Origin of the sequence: Parenemella sanctibonifatiensis (genome assembly GCF_002250565.1) — a bacterium.
GTDB lineage: Bacteria > Actinomycetota > Actinomycetes > Propionibacteriales > Propionibacteriaceae > Parenemella > Parenemella sanctibonifatiensis.
Window position 1 is genome coordinate 97,696 of sequence record NZ_NMVJ01000006.1, and the last position, 17,586, is coordinate 115,281.

Sequence of the window (17,586 nt, forward strand, 5' to 3'; positions counted from 1 at the left end):
GCCACCTTGGCCAGGTCTGAGCGAGGCCGTGACACGATGGGGGCGTGTTGAGCAGCACTCCTGTCCTGCCCGGTCGGCTGTTGGTGGCCACGACCGAGCTCAGCAGCGGGTACTTCAAGCGCAGCGTGGTGCTGATGCTCGACCACGATGACAGCGGCAGCCTGGGCGTGGTCATCAATCGGATCTCGGCGCTCCCGCTGCAGACGGTGCTGCCGGATTGGGCAGCGACGGTCGGCCCGCCGGGGTTCATGTTCGACGGCGGCCCGGTCTCCACCACCGGCGCGATCTGCTTGGCGCGCCTGACGGGTGAGGACGAACCGCCGGGGTGGCGGCGCGTCTACGGTGAGATGGGACTACTTCACCTCGACACGCCGGTCGAGTTGGTCGATGGTGCTTTCGGGCGGCTGCGGGTCTTCGCAGGGTACGCCGGTTGGGGTGCTGGCCAGTTGGAGGATGAGCTGGCCGCCGACAAGTGGGCGGTGGTGTCCGGAACCAGCCAGGACCCCTTCACCGACGACCCCGACGGCCTGTGGCGAGCAGTGTTGCGCCGACAGCGCAACGTGTTGGCGATGATGGCGACCTGGACCGAGGACCCCGACCAGAACTGACCCACGTGCGTGGCAAGATCGTGCGCGTGATCGCGAGTGGTGCACTGACCCCGACACAGCCACGGAGGTGTTCGGTTCGATGATGGGACGCGAGGAGCAGGTGTCTGACGATCTGGACCCGATGTCAACGGCCGGCTACGACGAACCCGCCGAGTCCACCGCTGAGGGGGACGATTCGGAGCCCGATGTCGACGACCCGACCGCGATCGTGGCCGACGAGGTCGGCGAGGTCGGCGAGGTCGATCCCGACCCTGATGAGGACGAGGATGATCCGTTTGCGCCGGTCTTCGGTGAGCCCGAGGAGGACGAGGCCGACGAGGGGCTGTGGGACGAGAGTGGAGCGATTCGGATCGTGCTGCAGGAGGGTCGCCTGACTGAGGTCTTCGTGCGGAATCGGTGGCGCAAGCGATTGGGCTCGGCGAGCAAGTTTCCCAAGACCTTCCTGCGGCTGATGCGCTTCCACCAGACCTCCGTCCCGGCTGGGCCCGCTACGGCGGAGGGACTGCCGGAGTTCGAGGATCTGGCGCCCGGGATCATGCTCAATCGAGAGAGTCTGGGACGACTTCAGGAGCGCTTGAACAAGAATCGGGACGAGATGGAGCGGCTGAACCAGCTCAATCCCTCCGAGATCGAGCCCGATCGGATCGTGGGTGAACCGGCCACCGGGCAGAATGCTGGTGGGCACGTGAAGGTGAGGCTCGATCCGCAGGGCAACACCGAGGAGATCGAGTGCAGCTCCACGTGGCTGGAAAAGGTTCGGACAGAGGAGTTGTGCGAAGCGATCATGGCAGCGCACCGACAGGCGTACGCGCGACACCAGCCGCCGACCGTTGAGCCAGGTGCCTACACGAAGCTGTCCTGGGAGGCAGCGGCGGTCCAGCATCAAATCCTGCAACTGATGAAGCGACTCTGAGCGAGGTAGTGGAGAACATGAACCAGGGACCGATTCGCGAGCCGAAGCGCGCAGCGCTGTCCGGCTACGAGGGCATCGACCACCGTGACGATGCTCTCGAAGACCTCGAGATGTATGAGGTGCTGGTGAACCCCCATGAGGGTGGTGGCAGCAGCTCGGGTGGTCGCGGTGGCGGCATGATGATGCCGCCCATGATGGGCATGGGCGGTGGCGGCATGGGCCGCGCCGGCGGCGCCGGAGCAGGTGCTGGTGGCATGGGCTCGGCCGGTTTGGGCGGCGGTGGCATGGGCGGCACCGGTGCGGCAGGTCTGGGCGGACGTCCGATCGGTGTTGGCGGCGGCGCTGGCATGGGCGGTCCCGGCGCGGGCGGCGGTATTGGTGCGGGCCCGGGCGCTGGCGGCATCGGCGGCGGTGCTGGTGGTATCGGTGGCGGTGCTGGTGGCCTCGGCGCCGGTGGCGTCGGCGGTCTCGGCGGTGGTCCGATTGGGGCCGGTGGCGGTGGTACGTTCGCCGCCGGTAGTGACCCGCGTAGCGACCCCAACCATCCGGACTACGACCCGAGGTATGACCCGAATCATCCCGATTACGAGGGCCCGGACTTCGGCGGCGGTGACCGGCCGAAGATCGAGGATCCGTTCCCCGGCGGTGGCGGTGACGGCCCCGGCATGGACGACTACCCCGAGTTCCCGGGCGGCGGCGGTGGCAGCAACCCCGGCGGTCCCGGCGGTAACCCCGGCGGCCCTGGGTACCCCGGCCCCGGCGGGCCTGGTGACGGACCCGGGATCGATCCCGGCGACTACCCCGAGTTCCCTGGTGGTGGCGGCGGCGGTGGCAGCAACCCCGGCGGTCCCGGCGGCAACCCCGGCGGCCCTGGGTACCCCGGCCCCGGCGGGCCTGGTGACGGACCCGGGATCGATCCCGGCGACTACCCCGAGTTCCCTGGTGGTGGTGGCGGCATCGGCGACCTGCCCGGTGGTGGTGGCATCGGCGGTGGTGGCGGTGTCGGCACCCCCGGTGGCGGTGGCGGCGGCATCGGTGGCGGTGGCGGCGGCATCGGTGGCGGTGGCGGCGGCATCGGTGGCGGTGGCGGCGGCACCGGCGGTGGTGGCGGTGTCGGCACCGGTGGCGGTGGCGGTGGCGGTGGCCACGACAACCTCAACCCCGACGACCTGATGGCCGACGCCGAGCACTGGAAGGATCTCCAGAAGATCCTCAAGAAGGTGCCCGACCACTCCCACTACATGACCGACACCGAAGGCGAGGTGTTCGGGCTGCTGGAGTTGGGTAGCTCCTACACCGGCCTGACCGACTTCCTCGACCAGCGCGGCGTGGAGGGCGTTGACCAGTTCAAGGAGATGGCGACCTCGTTGGAGAAGGCAGCGCAGGCGTACACCACTACCGAACAGAACAACACTGACCTCGCTGGCAGCCAGGACACCGGCGCCTGAGGCGCGACGACAAAGCAAAGGACTGTTTGATGAGCAGGAAGATTGCCGGAGAGATCGAGTCGCTGCTGTCGTCGTGGTCGGCGTACGAAGCCACGACGCAGGCCGAGATCACCGCGCTGGAGACCAACCGGGCGGCCATCGAGGCGGCGGGGTACGACGTCGACAGCGCGAAGACGACGCTGACGACCCGCCGCACCACCGCGCTGGCGAAGCTGGGCGACCCGGGCGGTCGCGGCTACGGCTCCACGGTGTTCGGACAGTGGCAGGCCTTCAACGATCACAAGTCACAGACCGAGGCCATGCAGTCACACAGCGACGGCTGGGACGACCTCCTCAAGGAGGTCGCCGATCTGGATGCCAAGGTCCAGCAGAGCAAGGCCAAGGACGGTGGCTGGTCCAGCGCCTCCGCCGAGGCCTTCTATGGCCAGTTGCCCGTCCAGGCTCAGGCCGTCATGGATGCCAAGACGATCATGACCGGCCTCAAGCAGGGCATGCAGAACGCTTCCACCTTGCACGAGTCGATCTTCAGCAACCTCCACGGCCTGGTGCAGCAGTACGTGAATCATTACAACCAGATGGGTTGTACCGCCTTCGTCGCGACCAATCCCTCCACCTGGGGCAAGGCCATTTCGTGGGGCGCCACCAACTTCGGGCCGTTGGTCTCGGCGATGGAGAAGCTCTATCAGGGTGACGGCTCCTGGCGACCGGGCAACAACCAGATCGCCACGGGCTTCGAGAACAACACCAGCTCCTTCTACACCGAGGGGAACTGGCCGATCTCGGCCAACCCCAATGTCAACCCGGAGCAGCAGGCCAGCAACCAGGCCTCGAGTGCCGCGAACATGGCCAACCCCAACGCCGGGGGCCCGGGTCCGCAGGACTCCGACGGCATGGCAGGTGACGCCAAGAAGAAGTGATCCACCACTGGCCGTGCCCGTACCCTCGTGGGTGCGGGCACGGAGTGTTTCTGGGCCTGCCTCAGAGCAGTCCTTGGCGCTTGAGTGCGAGGTAGTGGTCGGCCACGGCGGGCGCGAACTCCTCGGGGTCGGCTGACACCACGGTGATCCCCGCGCGCTGCAGCAGCACGGAGGTGTCGCGGGAGCGGGCCAGGTCGTATTCGGCGGCTGCTGCGGCGTACGCCTGGGAGCTGTCCTCGTCTCCCTTGCGCAGTTCGACAACTCGGGGATCGGTCACTGAGGCGATGACCACCCGGTGCCGTCGCAGCAGCGGTCCGACGACCGGCAGTAGGCCCTCCTCGATCACGGCCGGATCGAGGGCAGTGAAGAACACCACCAGCGACCGCGGCGACACCCTCGCCATGATCTCCGACACCAGCATCCGGTGGTCGGCCTCGGCCAGCACCGCATCAACTGGTGCCATGGCCTCCACGAACCGGTTCAGCACCACGCTGGCCGGATGTCGCAGTTCACTGGCGCGTACGTCGCGATCACCGATCAACAGATCCACCCGGTCGCCGGCGCGCGAGGCCAACGCCGTGAGCAACAGGGCAGCGTCCATGGCGTGATCCAGCCGCGGTTGGTCCCCGACCCGAGCTGCCCCCGTACGCCCGGAGTCCAGCACCACCAGAACGTGCCGGTCCCGCTCGGGACGCCAGGTCTTGACCACGACCGTGGTGGACCGGGCGGTGCCGCGCCAATCAATGGCGCGGACGTCGTCGCCGGGAACGTACTCCCGCAGACTGTCGAATTCAGTGCCCTCACCGCGGTGCAGCACGCGTGAGCGACCATCCAACTCGCGCAGCTGCTTGATCCGGCTCGGCAGGTGCTTGCGGGCTTCAAAAGGAGGCAGCGCGCGTACGGTCCACGGCGCATCGAGCTTGCGTTCCCGCCCGGCCAGGCGCAGCGGGCCCAGATGCCGCACCACGACGGGGCCGGCATGGCGGTCGCCTCGTCGGGTGGGGTGCACCGTGGTGGTGTGGCTGCGGCGTTGTCGACCAGGAATCGTGACGGTGAAGACGTTCTGGCTGGCGCCGGCCGAAGGCAGCCAGGCATCACGCACCCGCAACCGCGCGGTGCGGGAGCCGAAGTTGCTGAGTGTGAGGGTGGTCTGGGTTCGATCGCCGAGCCGCACCCGATCCTCGCCGCCGCGTTCCGCGACGATGCGCTTCGGGCTCGGGGCGAGGGCGACGTCGACCAGCACCGCCAGCAGCCACAACCCGGCCACCGCCCAGCCGACCACGGCCTGGCCCGAGACCACGGTCAGCAGGATGGGCACCAGCGTGAGGACGGCCCCCAACCGGGTCAACAGCATGCCGTCACCGCGGCACCGGGACAGTCGCGAGCACCGACTCCAGCACGGAGTCGGCCGTGGCACCGTCGAGCTCTGCCTCGGGACGCAACGCCACCCGGTGTCGCAGCACCGGGAAGGCGAGCGCTTTCACGTCGTCAGGACCGACATAGTCGCGGCCCTGCAACCAGGCCCACGCCCGGGTGGTCGCCAGCAGTGCAGTGGCACCACGCGGCGACACGCCCAACTGCAGCGAGGGGGACTCCCGGGTGGCGCGGACCACATCGACGATGTACCCCAACACCGCCGGAGTGACGCGTACCCGGGCCGCTTCGGTGCGCGCGGCGCTCAGGTCGGCCGGGGTCGCGACCTCGGTGACCCCCGCGGTGCTGAGGTCGCGCGGGTCGAAACCGTGGGCGTGCCGATTCAGCACCTCGATCTCGGCGTCACGGGCCGGCAGGTCGATGCGTACCTTCATCAGGAACCGGTCCAGCTGGGCCTCCGGCAGGGGATAGGTGCCCTCGAACTCGACAGGATTCTGGGTGGCGGCGACGATGAACGGGTCCGGCAACGGCAGCGATTCGCCCTCCACCGTGACGGTCCGTTCCTCCATGGATTCCAGCAGCGCGGCCTGGGTCTTGGGTGGGGTGCGGTTGATCTCGTCGGCCAGCAGCAGATTGGTGAAGACCGGACCCTCTCGGAAGGCGAAGTCACCAGTGCGGGAGTCATAGATCTGGGAGCCGGTGATGTCACCGGGCATCAGGTCAGGGGTGAACTGGACCCGCTTGGTCTCCACCGACAGCGCCCGGGCGAAGGCCCGCACCATCAGCGTCTTCGCCGTGCCCGGGACCCCCTCCAGCAGGATGTGGCCGCGCGCAATCAGACACAGCACGATCGCGGTGACGGCTGATTCCTGACCGACCACCACCTTGCCGACCTCGTGCCGCAAGGCGTTCAAGGAGGCCCGAGGGCCCCGGGCATCGCCGGGCGGGGCGGGGACGGCGGTGCCGAGCTCGGGGGACGGCTGGGGCGACCGGTCGTAGGCGGGCGGCCTGCCCTGGTCGAAAGTGCCCTTGCCGAAGCTGGGCTGGCCGACATTGGGCTGGCCGTAGTCGGGCTGGCCGGTTGCCGGCTGGTGCCCGGACGGGGGCTGTCCTGGTGCCGGGTGCTGCTCGTGCGGGTCGGTCACTGTCGTTCTGCTTCCTTCTCGAGGGTGGCCAGATCGTGGCGCAACTGCACCAGTTCGTCATCGGTCGTCGGTGGGCCGCCCAGCAGGGTCTGCTGGATCCAGCTCCGGTCGCGGCCGGTGCGCGACATCAGGCCCGCGACCAGGGCATCGGGGTCCTCGACGCCAAGTCGTTTGCCCAGGCGTTGCCGGGCGGCGCCGCGGAGCAACTGGGCAGCGCGGTCCCGGGCGCGGATCCGGTGATAGAGCCGGCCGTGGCCCTCGACGGTCTCCGAGGCCGGCACCACTGCGGGCAGCGGTTCGACCAGGATCGGGCCGAACCGGCCGGGGCGTGAGGCAGCAAAGGCGATCAGCGACACCAGGCCCAAGGCAAGGGCATGGGGCCACCAACCGGGCAGCAGGGTCGGTCCGTCCTCATCGCGGGAGGAGCCGCCGGGGCCGTCGGCGATGGCCAGATCGCGACCGTTGGTCATCACCCAGTGCAGGTCATCGGTGCCGCCCAGCGCCGTCATCCACAGCGCCGCATTGCCCTCCTCGGCAAGGCTGGCGTTGTCCAGACCGCCAGCCAGCATCACCACGTCGATGTCGCCGACCGGGACGCGCACCATGGCGTACGAGTCACCGTCCGGGTAGCACAGGACAGTGCCGGGCGGGGCGGCTCCGTTTGCGCGGAAGGTCTGGCCCTCGGCTTCACCGGTGCGCATGGAACCGGCGTTGGCGGCAAGCGGGTCGCTGCAGTCGGGGTACAGCACGTGTGGATCGGTGGGTGCGCTGAGACGGAAGGGAAGGCTCAGCGGTCCGTCCACGGGCGGACTCAGCATCACGATGCGCTCCGGTGTGGCGGCGACCAGGCGTTCCTGCAGCAGCGCGTTGGGTCGCTTGGTCAGCAGCACGGTGCTGCCGCGCAGGTCCGGCGCCAACGCTTCGGCGTCCTCGACGACGACAATCTGTTGCCCCTGCTCCCGCAGCAGGGCAGCGAGGGCGGCGGCACCGTCGGGTTCGGTGCTGTCAGGCCCCAGCGTGGCGCTCCGCTCGGCGCTGCTCGACAGCCACACCATGCCGAAGCCGATGATCAACAGCAGCACCAGTGCGCCGGCCAGCCGGCGTACCCAACGCCGCCGCCACCATGGCACGGTGACGGGCCGGTCCTCCTCGCGTACGGACTGGTCTGGGGTGACGGTCTCAGTCATGGGCGTACGCCCTCGGCTTCGGTGGGGACGCCGAGCAGGTCGGCGCCGCTGAGCCCGGTCTCGACCTGCTGACACAGGCCGTCGAACCACAACCAGGCGTCACGATCGGCGGGATGATCCCCGTAGAGGACGTCATTGAAGAAGGTTGCGGTGGCGCTGAGGTTGGCCGCCTGACTGGGGACTGCCCGACCGGCCAGGGTGGCCACCTCGGTCGCCGTGCGCCCGATCCGCCGCTGCAGCAGGGTCCGGTCCTCCAGGTCACGCACCATCGCCCGGAACCGTTCGGTGACCGCCCCGATCCAGTCGCCCTTGCTGGCGGCGTCCTCGGCCCGGCTCCGGTAGTCCACCGGCGAGAGATGCGCTTCGGTCTCGACGACCTTGTCGCGGGAGGCGGTGAGCCGCGGGATGCCCACGCGCCACACCAGAATGATCACGCCGACCAGCAGCACGCCGATGACGATCCACGCCACCACACTGCCGGAGGACTGCTCGAGCCGGGTCGGGTCGGTGAAGGACAACAGGTCGTTGAGCATCCGGTCCAGCCACCGGATCAGGTCGGTGAACCACGCCCACGGGTCGGTGTACTTGCCCTTCTGCAGCTCGGCCTGAGCCAACTGCTGGGCTTCCTCGCGGGACAGCTCGACCGGGATCTCGAGCGGAACCGGGGTCACAGGTCGTCCTCCTGATCGGGGCGTCGTCGGGTCAGGCCATCGGGCTGGGGCGGCGCCAGCAGCGGGAAGCGGATGGCCAGGTCGATGCCTTCCCGACGCATCCGCAGATCAAGGTAGGCGATGGTCTGGACGGCGGCGAGGTAGCCGGCGAACAGGGTCATCGACAGCACGAGCACGATGGCGTACGCCACCGCCACGCCGGTCCCGAAGAAGGGATTGAAGACCGCCCCGTAGCCCACGATGCTGATGATGTAGAGCTCGATCAGGGAACTGATGCCGACCTGGAGCAGCGAGGCGACCACGCTCAGCAGGATCGCTGCCGACAGGATCGCGGCCACCAGTCGCCACGAGTTGCGCCAGCCCACCAGCGCGATCGATCGGGTGGCGGCGGTGACGACCGTGGTGGGGTGGTGCGGCTTGCCGGGCCATTGGGGGGCGCGACGGTTCTCGGCGATGTAGGTGGGGACCATCAGCGAGATCATGGCGTACCCCCACAGCCCGACGAGCGAGGCCACCAGGGCCACGCCGATCAGCGCCAGGTCCAGCTGGGCGGTGGGCACCCAGCGGGCAGCCAGCAGCATGCCGCCGATCGAGATGCCGCCGGCGACCGAGGAGATGACCAGGCTGAACAGATAGGTGAACAGCCCCAGTCCCAGCATCGGCAGGATGCTGGCGAGCGCCGTACGCCAAGTCTGCGGCGCGGAGCGGACCAGGTCTTCGCCAAGCACGGTCACCAGGCTGGAACGGGTCAGCATCGCGGTGAGCCACATCAGCGCCCCGATCATGACGGCGATGCCGATGAGTACCAGGAGCACCGCGATGACCTGTTGCGCCTGCGGGTCGCTCCACTCGGCGACCGCGGCCATCACCAGGGCGCTGATGATGCTGTAGATGAGCAGGCACAGCGCGACCACCAGCGGCGCCAGCACCATCCGACCGGCGTTGCGGCGGACGATCAGGAAGGAGGCATCCATGACCTCGCCGATCGTCAGTGGTCGCAGCGGGATCAGTGCCGAACGGGCAGCGTCGAGGCGACGGGCTCGGCTGCGCTGATGCATTCGTTCAGTCTGCCATGGAGGCCGGTCCGGCGACCTGCTCACCAAGGCTCGTGGTGGTAATCGATCGTCACCAACACGTGCGCCATCAGTTCGCCCTGGTGCTGGCCCAGCGCCCGGGCGGCTTCCTCAGGCGTCGAGGTCTGGCATTCGATCTGCTGTTCGGACGTCGGGCGGTCCGGGTAGCCACCCTACGACCCAGCGCGTGCGCCCGTGCTCCGGCAGTTTGTCGGTCCGACGGACTAGGATGAGGGTCCGGTCGGCCGAGCGCGCCGCCGGGAGCTGATCGGAGGACCATGGCCGAGGTGAGCCCACCGCAGATTCTTGTTGTCGACGATGATCCCGGAGTCTCCGAGATGCTCCAGATCGTGTTGCGTCAGGAGGGTTACGAGACCCACTGGTGCGGCCGTGGTGACCAGGCGCTGTTGGCGTTCCGCCGCGTCAAGCCGGATCTGGTGCTGCTGGACCTGATGCTGCCGGGCCGCGACGGCGTCGACGTGTGTCGCGACATCCGCGCCGAATCCGGGGTGCCGATCGTGATGCTGACCGCCCGGTCCGAGACCAACGACATCGTCACCGGTCTGGAGGCCGGCGCCGATGACTACATCGCCAAGCCGCCGAAGGCCAAGGAGCTGCTGGCCCGGATCCGGACCCGGTTGCGGCGCAGTCAGCCCGACCAGGGCGAGGAGGACCTGCGCATCGGGGACGTGACGATCAATGTCGCAGCCCACACCGTCAAGCGGGGCGAGGAGCAGGTCAACCTGACCCCGCTGGAGTTCGAGCTGCTGTTGGCGTTGGCCCGCAAGCCCCACACCGTCTTCAGCCGAGAAGCGCTGTTGTCGCAGGTGTGGGGTTATCGCCATGCCGCCGACACCCGACTGGTGAATGTGCACGTGCAGCGGCTGCGGTCCAAGGTGGAACGCGACCCCGAGCATCCCAGCATCGTCGTCACGGTCCGAGGAGTCGGCTATCGCGCCGGCGACGTGCCGCAGGACTGAGGTCTGGTGAGTCGAGGCTGGCGGCGGTGGTGGCGCGCACCCATCACGGTGTGGCGCAGTTCGCTGCCGCTGCGGGTGGTGGGCGGCACCCTGGTGCTGTCCACCGTGATCTCGCTGCTGGGCGGCTGGTTCCTGGTGGGGCAGGCCCGACAGGGCGTACTGGAGGGCAAAGAGCGTACGGCCGTGGCCGAGGCGACCACAGCGCTGGACAATGCGCAGCGGCAGTTGCGCTCCAGCGAACTGCGTACCTCCAATGTCAACGAGCGGCTCACCCAGCTCGCATTCGACGTCGCCGCCCAGGGACACGCGTCCGGCCAGTACCAGGTGGTCCTGGAAGGGCCGGTCTCCGACATCTATTCGGGACGGATCTCGCCGACATCAGTGCCGGCCGGACTGCGTGAGGAAGTCGGGACGTCTGGCGGCATGGTGATGACCTACACCAGCATCGACTACACCGACCAGTCAGCCGCCGAGCCCGGACTCGTGGTGGGTGGGGTTCTGGTCGCGCCCGGCGTGGGCCGGTTCCCGGTCTATTTCATCTTCCCGCTCAGCCAGGAGGTCGACACGCTGCGGGTGATGCAGCAGGCCGTCATCACCACGGTGGCATTGCTGATCGTGGCGATGACCGGAGTCGCGTTTCTGATCTCCCAGCAGGTCGTCGCGCCGATCCGCCGGGCCCGCCGCGCCGCCGAATCCCTGGCGAGCGGGCACTGGGAGGACCGGATGGAGGTCAAGGGCACCGACGACCTGGCCAGCCTGGCCGACTCGATGAACAACATGGCCTCCGAGCTGCACAAACAGATCACCCAGCTGGAGGACCTGTCGCGGGTGCAGCAACGATTCGTCTCCGATGTCTCCCACGAGCTGCGTACGCCGCTGACGACGGTCCGGATGGCCGCCGAGATGATGTACGAGGGGCGTGACGAACTCGACCCGATGATGGCCCGGTGCGCCGAACTGCTCTATGACGAGTTGGACCGTTTCGAGGAACTGCTCTCGGACCTGTTGGAGATCTCCCGTTTCGACGCCGGCGCGGCGGTGCTGACGTTGGAGGAGACCGACCTGGTCACCGTGGTGTTGGCGGAGGTCGCTGCGCAGGAAGCCTTCGCCCAGCGGCAGGGCTGCGAGTTGCGGACCCACCTGCCAGCCAGTTGCACCGCCGAGGTGGACGAGCGGCGGGTACGCCGGATCCTGCGCAACCTCATCACCAACGCCATCGAGCACGGCGAACAGCGCCCGATCGACATCCGCCTGGTCGCGACCGAGGAAGCCGCAGCCATCGCGGTGCGCGACCACGGCATCGGCTTCCAGGCCTCCCAGGTGCGGCAGGTGTTCGTACGCTTCTGGCGCGCCGACCCGTCCCGCGCCCGGACCGTGGGCGGCAACGGGCTGGGACTGGCGATCTCGATGGAGGATGCGCTGCTGCACGGTGGCTGGCTGAACGCATGGGGCCGCCCGGGACAGGGCGCCCAGTTCCGGCTGACATTGCCGCGTCACGCCGGGGCGGACCTCACGGTGTCACCGATGCCCGTGATGCCGCAGGATCTCACCGAATCAGTGGAGGCCAAACGATGACGGGGGCGTGGAGCCGGCGCGGTTTCCTCGCCGGGTTGGGGGTTTTCGGGCTGGCGGCCGCCGGCTGCGTACGGGTGCCCACCGAGGGTCCGATCGAGCAGGTCAACCCGACCCCCCGCAATGAGGATGCGACCGTCCAGATCAATCCCGAGCCGCCCGCACCCGATGCCAGCCCGGCACTGATCATCGACGGTTTCCTGCATGCGATGGCGACCTTCGAGCCCGGTTATGTCACGGCCCGGGCCTACCTCACCGAGGGTGGTGGGGAGCGGTGGAAGCCGGAGATCGGGGTCCGGATCCCGCGCGACGGCTATCCGGCCAGCATCTCCCAGGGACGAGCGGTGCTGGACGCCCCGTTGGTGGCGACCGTGTCGAGCGCCGGCGTGTACCGACGCTCCAGCGAACGCGTCAGCCACGACTTCGGCCTGGTGCAGGACCCCGCCGGTCAGTGGCGCATCGATTCGCCGCCCGATGGTCTGTTGGTGCCGCAGTATCTCTTCGACCGCTCCTATGTGGCGATCCCGCTCTACTTCTTCGAACGGGGGCTGCGCAACCTGGTTGCGAGCCCGATCCATCTGCCGAGTCGGCTTGCTGAACCGTTCACGATCTTCGACCGGCTTCTCAAGGGCCCCAGTGGGGGACTTGCCGAAGCCCTGGTGTCGTTACTGCCTGCCGACGCCAGCCAGTCGACCCTTACCGTGGCCGAGGGCATCGCGCAGATCAACCTGCCGACGGCGGCGCAGGAGTTGCCCGATGATGTCCGGACGCGGTTGGCGGCGCAACTGGTGTGGAGCCTGCGGTCGTGGGGCGAACTGCGGGCGATCCGGCTGTTCGCCGGCACCGAACCACTGACGGTGCCCGAACAGGGTGCCCAAGGTCTGATCGGGCTGCAGTCGATGGAACGGTTCGCACCAGTGCAGGCGCGTTTGGCGACCCAGACCTTCGCGGTGATCGACGGCCGGGTGGTGCGCCAGGAGCAGGCCGACAGTGACCCGGTGCCGGTGGCCGGTGCGCTGGGCCGGGGCGAGATTCCGATCGGCACGCTGGGCGTGAGCTATGACGGATTCACCATGGCGGTGGTTGATCCGGATCGCCGCTCGCTGTCCAGGGTGACGGTGTCGGGCGAGGCCGCTCCCGAACCCATGCTGGTCGATCTGCATCGGGTGCTACGGCCCCAGTTCAGCCGGTTCGACGAGATCTGGACATTCGCCACCGACCCGGCGGGGCAGCAACGGCTCTGGTCGGTCTTCCCGGGCGCCAGCGAGGCGACCGAGGTGCCGGCTCCGGCCCTGACTGAACGGGACGTGATCGGTTTCTGCCTGTCTCCCGACGGCGTACGCCTGGCGGTTCTGGTGCGGGGTCCGGACGGGATGGTTCGGGTGGGCGTGGCGCCGGTGATCCGGGAGGGCGAGCTGCGCCTGGGGGAGTGGCAAGCATTGGAACTGGCCAATGCTGACGTGGACCCGGACCGGTTGGTGGATCTGGCCTGGGCCTCGGACACCGAGCTGTTGCTGGTCGGTCAGGACCGCGATGACCTGCGCTCCACGGTGCATCTGTTGGGGGTGGACAGCCAGGAGTTCCGCCAGATCTCCCAGTCTGAGGACTGGGGGGCGCCGCGATTGTCGGCGGCCCCGCGTACGGCGGGCATCCGGGCCGTGGTGGTGTCCCAGGACGGTCGGCTGTGGCGCTATGAGGACGACTACCGCTGGACACTGTCAGCCTCCTCGGTAGAGCTGGCCGTCTTCCCGGGCTGAGCCGTGCGACTCATCGATGCGGCCGCCGACCTGCTGCTGGGAGCCTCCTGTCCCGGCTGTGAGCACCCCGGCTGGGGCCTGTGCCAGGCCTGTCGCGCTCATCTTGAGCACCACCGGATCAACCGGCATCGACCCGATCCCTGTCCGGATCGTTTTCCGGACACGTGGGCCGCTGCCGAATATGACGTGGTGCTGCAGCGGCTGCTGCGTCAGTACAAAGAGCGGGGTGCGTGGCAGTTGCAACGCCGGCTGGGCGCATGTCTGGCGCGATCAGTGGGGGCGCTGCTGCTCGAGACGGCGGCCGGCGACGCTGCTGGTGCCCGGGTGGTGTTGGTGCCGGCGCCGTCGGCCGATGCCGCCGTACGCGAGCGGGGCCTGGATGCCACGGCGGTGTTGGCCCGGTCTGCGGCGGCTCAGCTGGGCCGGATCGGCGTACGCATGCAGGTCAGGCAACTGCTGCGGCAAGGGTCGCTGGTGGCGGATCAGTCCGGTCTCGATGCCCAGCAGCGGGCAGCGAACCTGGCTGGCGGTCTGCGCCTGCGCGGGTCGGTGCCGACGGGAGCGGGCGCCATCCTCGTTGACGATCTGGTCACCACAGGGGCCACCTTGGTGGAGATGCGGCGAGTGGTGGAGGCCGCAGGGATGCACGTGCTCGGGGCAGCGGTGGTGGCCGCCACCCAGCGTCGAAGCTGAAGCCGCGTTGCTGAAGCAGGTGTCGACTGTGAGATTGCTCACGACCCGGCGCGGCCCCCTGTTGCGGTCGGCGTCGGGAGCGGTAATGTTTCGTCATGGAGCGACACAGCGCCAGCCCTCATCACCTTTGATGGGGGCTTTTGCGGTTCCGCTCCTGTCCCTGATCACGTTGGCAGGGGCCCGCGGTTGCCGGGGACGGCGACCAGAGCAAGGAGGTACACCCATGGACGTTCAGGTCACCGGGCGGCATTGCAAGCTCAGTGCGGATTTCCAGGAACAGGTCATCGAGCGCATGCAGGCCGTCGAGCGACTGCGTGACCGCGTGATCCGCGCCGAGGTCATGGTGTCGCCGACGACACGGACCAAGGATCCCGACGACGCCGTCAAGGTGGAGATCACGCTCCACAGCAAGGGTCCCGTGGTGCGAGCCGAGGGCCGCAACCAGGACAAGCAGGTCGCCTTCGACCAAGCGATGGAGCGCCTCAAGACCCAGCTGCGCAAGGCCGCCGACCGCCGCAAGGTGAGTCGCGGCAACCATCGACCGATCTCGGTGGCCGAAGCCACCGCAGCGCTCAACCAGCTCGACCTGATCGAGGGGTTGCCCGACGAAGAGCAGGTGCCGACCCAGACCATTGCCGGGCTCGAGGTGCAAGGCGATGGCCCGCTGGTGGTCCGGGAGAAGGTCTTCCCTGCGACGCCGCTCACCCTGGCGCAGGCGCTGGATGAGATGGAGCTGGTCGGCCACGACTTCTTCCTCTACGTCGACGCCGAGACCCGCCGGCCGAGCGTGGTCTACAAGCGCAAGGCTTACAGCTACGGCGTCATCCACCTTGACGTCGAGGACTCCTTGGAGGCCAGCGCCTGAGTGACTCCCGGCGGCCCCCTCGCGCATGGCGTGAGGGGGCCGCCGGCTGTGTGGCTCCGGCCCACAGTGTTTGCCGGTATGTCACCCAGCAGCCCGACAGGAACGGTAAGAATGGGGCCATGCCACAACGCATGAGCCTTCGCGAGTACATCGACCACCTCAAGGAGAGGGGCTATCGGATCTCCGGGGCCGAGAGCGAGGACCCGGTCCTCATCGCTCCTGATGGCAAGGCGTCGGAGACCTGGCGCGATGACTACCCCTACGACGAGCTCATGACCCGCGAGGAGTACGAACGCGAGAAGTACGCCCTGCAGGTCGAACTGCTGAAGTTCCAGTACTGGAGCCAGGACGTCGGCGCCAAGCACGTGATCGTCTTCGAGGGCCGCGACGCAGCGGGCAAGGGGAGCACCATCAAGCGGTTCGCCGAACACCTCAACCCGCGCGCCGCGCGTACGGTGGCGCTCGCCAAGCCCTCAGACACCGAGCGGGGCCAGTGGTACTTCCAGCGCTACATCCGGCACCTGCCCACCGACGGCGAGATCGTGATGTTCGACCGGTCCTGGTACAACCGGGCCGGCGTGGAGCGGGTGATGGGGTTCAGCACCGACGAGGAGTACGAGCTCTTCATCAAGCAGGCCCCGCAGTTCGAGCGGATGATCGTCGACGCCGGCATCTCGCTGACGAAGTTCTGGTTCTCCGTCACCCAGGACGAGCAGCGGACCCGCTTTGCGTTGCGCCAGATCGACCCCGTACGCCGGTGGAAGCTGTCGCCGATGGACCTCGAGTCGCTGGACCGCTGGGAGGCGTACACCGCCGCCAAGGAAGCGATGTTCGACCGGACCGACAAGACGTACGCCCCGTGGACCACGGTGAAGTCGAACGACAAGCGCCGGGCCCGGATCAATGCCATGCGGGCCTTCCTCAACCAGTTCGACTACGAGGACAAGGACCACAAGATCGTCCACGCTCCCGACCGCAAGATCGTGCGCCGCGCGAAGCACAGCACCGGCGACTGAGTGGCATCACCGAGGTATCATCCAGTCAGCTGTTCCACGCTGAAGGAATGTGCCCATGTACATCACTGCTTGCCCGCCGTTCACCGGAGATCTCCCAGGCGATTCCGCCAGTGCCCTCTGAGGCAACGTGGTATTCGCCCGAGCACCACTGGGCCGCGTGGATCCAGGATGAGAGCGCGTGGCTGCGGGTCCTGACGGCGACCGGTCTCTCGATTCACGGATCGTCCGAACAGAACATGCGGGGCCACGCCATGGACGACGGCCTGTCAGCGCTCATGGATGTCAGGGGCGCCAAGCTCGCGAACGACGAGTTGCATGCCCGGATTGATGCGGCTCGGGCGGCTGCCTGGGAGACGGTGACGATTCCGATTGACGGCCACCCGCACGAGTTCCGGGCCCACCTCGTGGGGCCCGGCGCGGACCAGAGCGGTGGCTTCCCGGAGGGACCCGTGTCCTGCGCGTACGCCGAGCTGGACCAGCACTGGGTCTACCTGGGGCTGTGCGGTGCCGACCTCGCCAGCCTGGAACTCGTCACCGTCGAGGACTGACTCAGCCGAAGAGCAGCCGCTCGGCGGTGTTGAAGGCGTGGTCGGCGATGGAGGCGGGGGCGTCGGCGCCGAGCTGGCCGAAGACCTCGGCGCTCACGGCGCCCAGCACCAGCAGCCAGACGGTGATCCCCGCCGCGATCGCCCCGGACGGCAGGCCCAGGTCGGCGAGCAGCGGATCGTTCGCCATCTCACCCAGATCGGCATCGTCGGGGAAGGCCACGGTCTCGCCGGCGGCGTACGCGTCGGACAGGGCTCCGAGCATCAGGGCCGACACGGCGGTGCCCGGGCCGGTGGTGCGGTCGCTGGGGGCGTGGTAGTCGGGGACCGGCGAGCCATAGAGCAGCGCCCAGTCGTGCGGGTGGTCCAGGGCCCAGGCCCGGACCGCCTCGACGATGGCCCGCACCCGTGCTCGCGGCTGAGGTCCGGCGGCGTCATGGGCGGCCCGCGCGGCGTCGTTGAGCTGTCCGTAGGACTCGACGATGAGGCGGGTGAGCAACTCGTCGCGGTCGGCGACATAGCGATAGATCGCCGATGAGGTCATGCCCAGGTCGCGGGCAATCCGGCGTACCGACAGCGAGGCGGCGCCCACCTCGGCCAGTTGTCGACGAGCCAGTACCGGGATCGCCTGCTCGACTTCGGCGCGGCGCCGCGCGCGCTTGCCCTCGGGTTGGTTCACCACTCCAGCGTGGGGTGGCCCGGAGCGGGTGTCAAGGACGCCGGCGAGAAACAGTGAGCAGCGCTCTTGTATTACGCGAGAGATGGTGTCATTCTAAAACGAGAGCGGTGCTCACACATGGCACCGCGAGACCCAGGAGAACC

17 protein-coding genes are annotated in these 17,586 nt (G+C 68.5%); 11 read left to right on the plus strand and 6 right to left on the minus strand.

The genetic code is table 11. The annotated features are described in order from the left end of the window. The first annotated feature begins 44 nt into the window (after positions 1-44). From CGZ91_RS05100 to CGZ91_RS05130, 4 genes are all read left to right on the plus strand, one after another. A complete protein-coding gene (locus CGZ91_RS05100) occupies positions 45-608 on the plus strand; it encodes a YqgE/AlgH family protein (RefSeq protein WP_324252652.1) in 564 nt (187 codons plus the stop codon). A gap of 100 nt (positions 609-708) precedes the next feature. Continuing rightward, positions 709-1,521 carry a hypothetical protein gene (locus tag CGZ91_RS05105; protein WP_144276791.1) on the plus strand — a complete coding sequence of 271 codons (813 nt, stop codon included), beginning with the start codon at positions 709-711 and terminating at the stop codon, positions 1,519-1,521. Positions 1,522-1,538: 17 nt separating this feature from the next. After that, a complete protein-coding gene (locus tag CGZ91_RS14235; protein WP_179229228.1) occupies positions 1,539-2,969 on the plus strand; it encodes a hypothetical protein in 1,431 nt (476 codons plus the stop codon). 29 nt (positions 2,970-2,998) lie between these two features. Continuing rightward, entirely contained in the window at positions 2,999-3,886 is an 888-nt protein-coding gene (locus CGZ91_RS05130) for a hypothetical protein (RefSeq protein WP_094453170.1), read from the plus strand. A 61-nt stretch (positions 3,887-3,947) separates the two neighbouring features. Here CGZ91_RS05130 and CGZ91_RS05135 read toward each other — a convergent pair whose 3' ends face one another. The 5 genes from CGZ91_RS05135 to CGZ91_RS05155 form a co-directional block, all read right to left on the minus strand. Beyond that, positions 3,948-5,240, minus strand: a complete 1,293-nt coding sequence (locus CGZ91_RS05135; RefSeq protein ID WP_094453172.1) for a DUF58 domain-containing protein — start codon at positions 5,238-5,240, stop codon at positions 3,948-3,950. A gap of 4 nt (positions 5,241-5,244) precedes the next feature. Next, complete coding sequence (locus CGZ91_RS05140) at positions 5,245-6,174, minus strand: AAA family ATPase (protein ID WP_094454072.1); 930 nt, start codon at positions 6,172-6,174, stop codon at positions 5,245-5,247. 227 nt (positions 6,175-6,401) lie between these two features. Then, positions 6,402-7,592: a DUF4350 domain-containing protein gene (locus CGZ91_RS05145; RefSeq protein ID WP_094453174.1), complete on the minus strand. Its 1,191-nt coding sequence runs from the start codon at positions 7,590-7,592 to the stop codon at positions 6,402-6,404. Next, entirely contained in the window at positions 7,589-8,263 is a 675-nt protein-coding gene (locus CGZ91_RS05150; RefSeq protein WP_094451500.1) for a DUF4129 domain-containing protein, read from the minus strand. Before CGZ91_RS05150 ends, CGZ91_RS05145 begins: the two co-directional genes overlap by 4 nt. After that, on the minus strand, positions 8,260-9,321 hold the full coding sequence (locus tag CGZ91_RS05155; RefSeq protein WP_094451501.1) for a hypothetical protein: 1,062 nt from the start codon (positions 9,319-9,321) through the stop codon (positions 8,260-8,262). Before CGZ91_RS05155 ends, CGZ91_RS05150 begins: the two co-directional genes overlap by 4 nt. A 293-nt stretch (positions 9,322-9,614) precedes the next feature. Between CGZ91_RS05155 and mtrA the strand changes: the two genes are divergently transcribed. The 7 genes from mtrA to CGZ91_RS05190 all read left to right on the plus strand — a co-directional run bounded on the left by mtrA (position 9,615) and on the right by CGZ91_RS05190 (position 16,767). Continuing rightward, complete coding sequence (gene mtrA / locus CGZ91_RS05160; protein WP_094451502.1) at positions 9,615-10,316, plus strand: MtrAB system response regulator MtrA; 702 nt, start codon at positions 9,615-9,617, stop codon at positions 10,314-10,316. A gap of 63 nt (positions 10,317-10,379) precedes the next feature. Then, entirely contained in the window at positions 10,380-11,891 is a 1,512-nt protein-coding gene (gene mtrB, locus CGZ91_RS05165) for an MtrAB system histidine kinase MtrB (RefSeq protein WP_324252655.1), read from the plus strand. Beyond that, positions 11,888-13,645, plus strand: coding sequence for an LpqB family beta-propeller domain-containing protein (locus CGZ91_RS05170; protein ID WP_179229229.1), 1,758 nt, complete (start codon positions 11,888-11,890; stop codon positions 13,643-13,645). Before mtrB ends, CGZ91_RS05170 begins: the two co-directional genes overlap by 4 nt. A gap of 3 nt (positions 13,646-13,648) precedes the next feature. Beyond that, the gene (locus CGZ91_RS05175) at positions 13,649-14,338 is read left to right on the plus strand and encodes a ComF family protein (protein WP_094451504.1); all 690 of its coding nucleotides are present in this window, start codon (positions 13,649-13,651) and stop codon (positions 14,336-14,338) included. A 223-nt stretch (positions 14,339-14,561) separates the two neighbouring features. Continuing rightward, positions 14,562-15,203, plus strand: coding sequence for a ribosome hibernation-promoting factor, HPF/YfiA family (gene hpf, locus CGZ91_RS05180; protein WP_094453178.1), 642 nt, complete (start codon positions 14,562-14,564; stop codon positions 15,201-15,203). A 119-nt stretch (positions 15,204-15,322) separates the two neighbouring features. Next, complete coding sequence (ppk2, locus tag CGZ91_RS05185; RefSeq protein ID WP_094453180.1) at positions 15,323-16,219, plus strand: polyphosphate kinase 2; 897 nt, start codon at positions 15,323-15,325, stop codon at positions 16,217-16,219. A gap of 110 nt (positions 16,220-16,329) precedes the next feature. Beyond that, a complete protein-coding gene (locus CGZ91_RS05190) occupies positions 16,330-16,767 on the plus strand; it encodes a hypothetical protein (RefSeq protein ID WP_094453182.1) in 438 nt (145 codons plus the stop codon). 1 nt (position 16,768) lies between these two features. Here the strand turns inward: CGZ91_RS05190 and CGZ91_RS05195 are convergent, their stop codons facing one another. Continuing rightward, the gene (locus CGZ91_RS05195; RefSeq protein ID WP_179229230.1) at positions 16,769-17,443 is read right to left on the minus strand and encodes a TetR/AcrR family transcriptional regulator; all 675 of its coding nucleotides are present in this window, start codon (positions 17,441-17,443) and stop codon (positions 16,769-16,771) included. Between the last annotated feature and the right edge of the window lie 143 nt (positions 17,444-17,586).

What these genes read in the sequence shown, in the direction of transcription:
- CGZ91_RS05130 (WP_094453170.1), top strand. Translation starts at nt 2,999, where the DNA reads ATGAGCAGGAAGATTGCCGGAGAGATCGAGTCGCTGCTGTCGTCGTGG.
- CGZ91_RS05155 (WP_094451501.1), bottom strand. Translation starts at nt 9,321, where the DNA reads ATGCATCAGCGCAGCCGAGCCCGTCGCCTCGACGCTGCCCGTTCGGCA.
- CGZ91_RS05145 (WP_094453174.1), bottom strand. Translation starts at nt 7,592, where the DNA reads ATGACTGAGACCGTCACCCCAGACCAGTCCGTACGCGAGGAGGACCGG.
- mtrA (WP_094451502.1), top strand. Translation starts at nt 9,615, where the DNA reads ATGGCCGAGGTGAGCCCACCGCAGATTCTTGTTGTCGACGATGATCCC.
- ppk2 (WP_094453180.1), top strand. Translation starts at nt 15,323, where the DNA reads ATGCCACAACGCATGAGCCTTCGCGAGTACATCGACCACCTCAAGGAG.
- CGZ91_RS05135 (WP_094453172.1), bottom strand. Translation starts at nt 5,240, where the DNA reads ATGCTGTTGACCCGGTTGGGGGCCGTCCTCACGCTGGTGCCCATCCTG.
- CGZ91_RS05170 (WP_179229229.1), top strand. Translation starts at nt 11,888, where the DNA reads ATGACGGGGGCGTGGAGCCGGCGCGGTTTCCTCGCCGGGTTGGGGGTT.
- CGZ91_RS14235 (WP_179229228.1), top strand. Translation starts at nt 1,539, where the DNA reads ATGAACCAGGGACCGATTCGCGAGCCGAAGCGCGCAGCGCTGTCCGGC.
- hpf (WP_094453178.1), top strand. Translation starts at nt 14,562, where the DNA reads ATGGACGTTCAGGTCACCGGGCGGCATTGCAAGCTCAGTGCGGATTTC.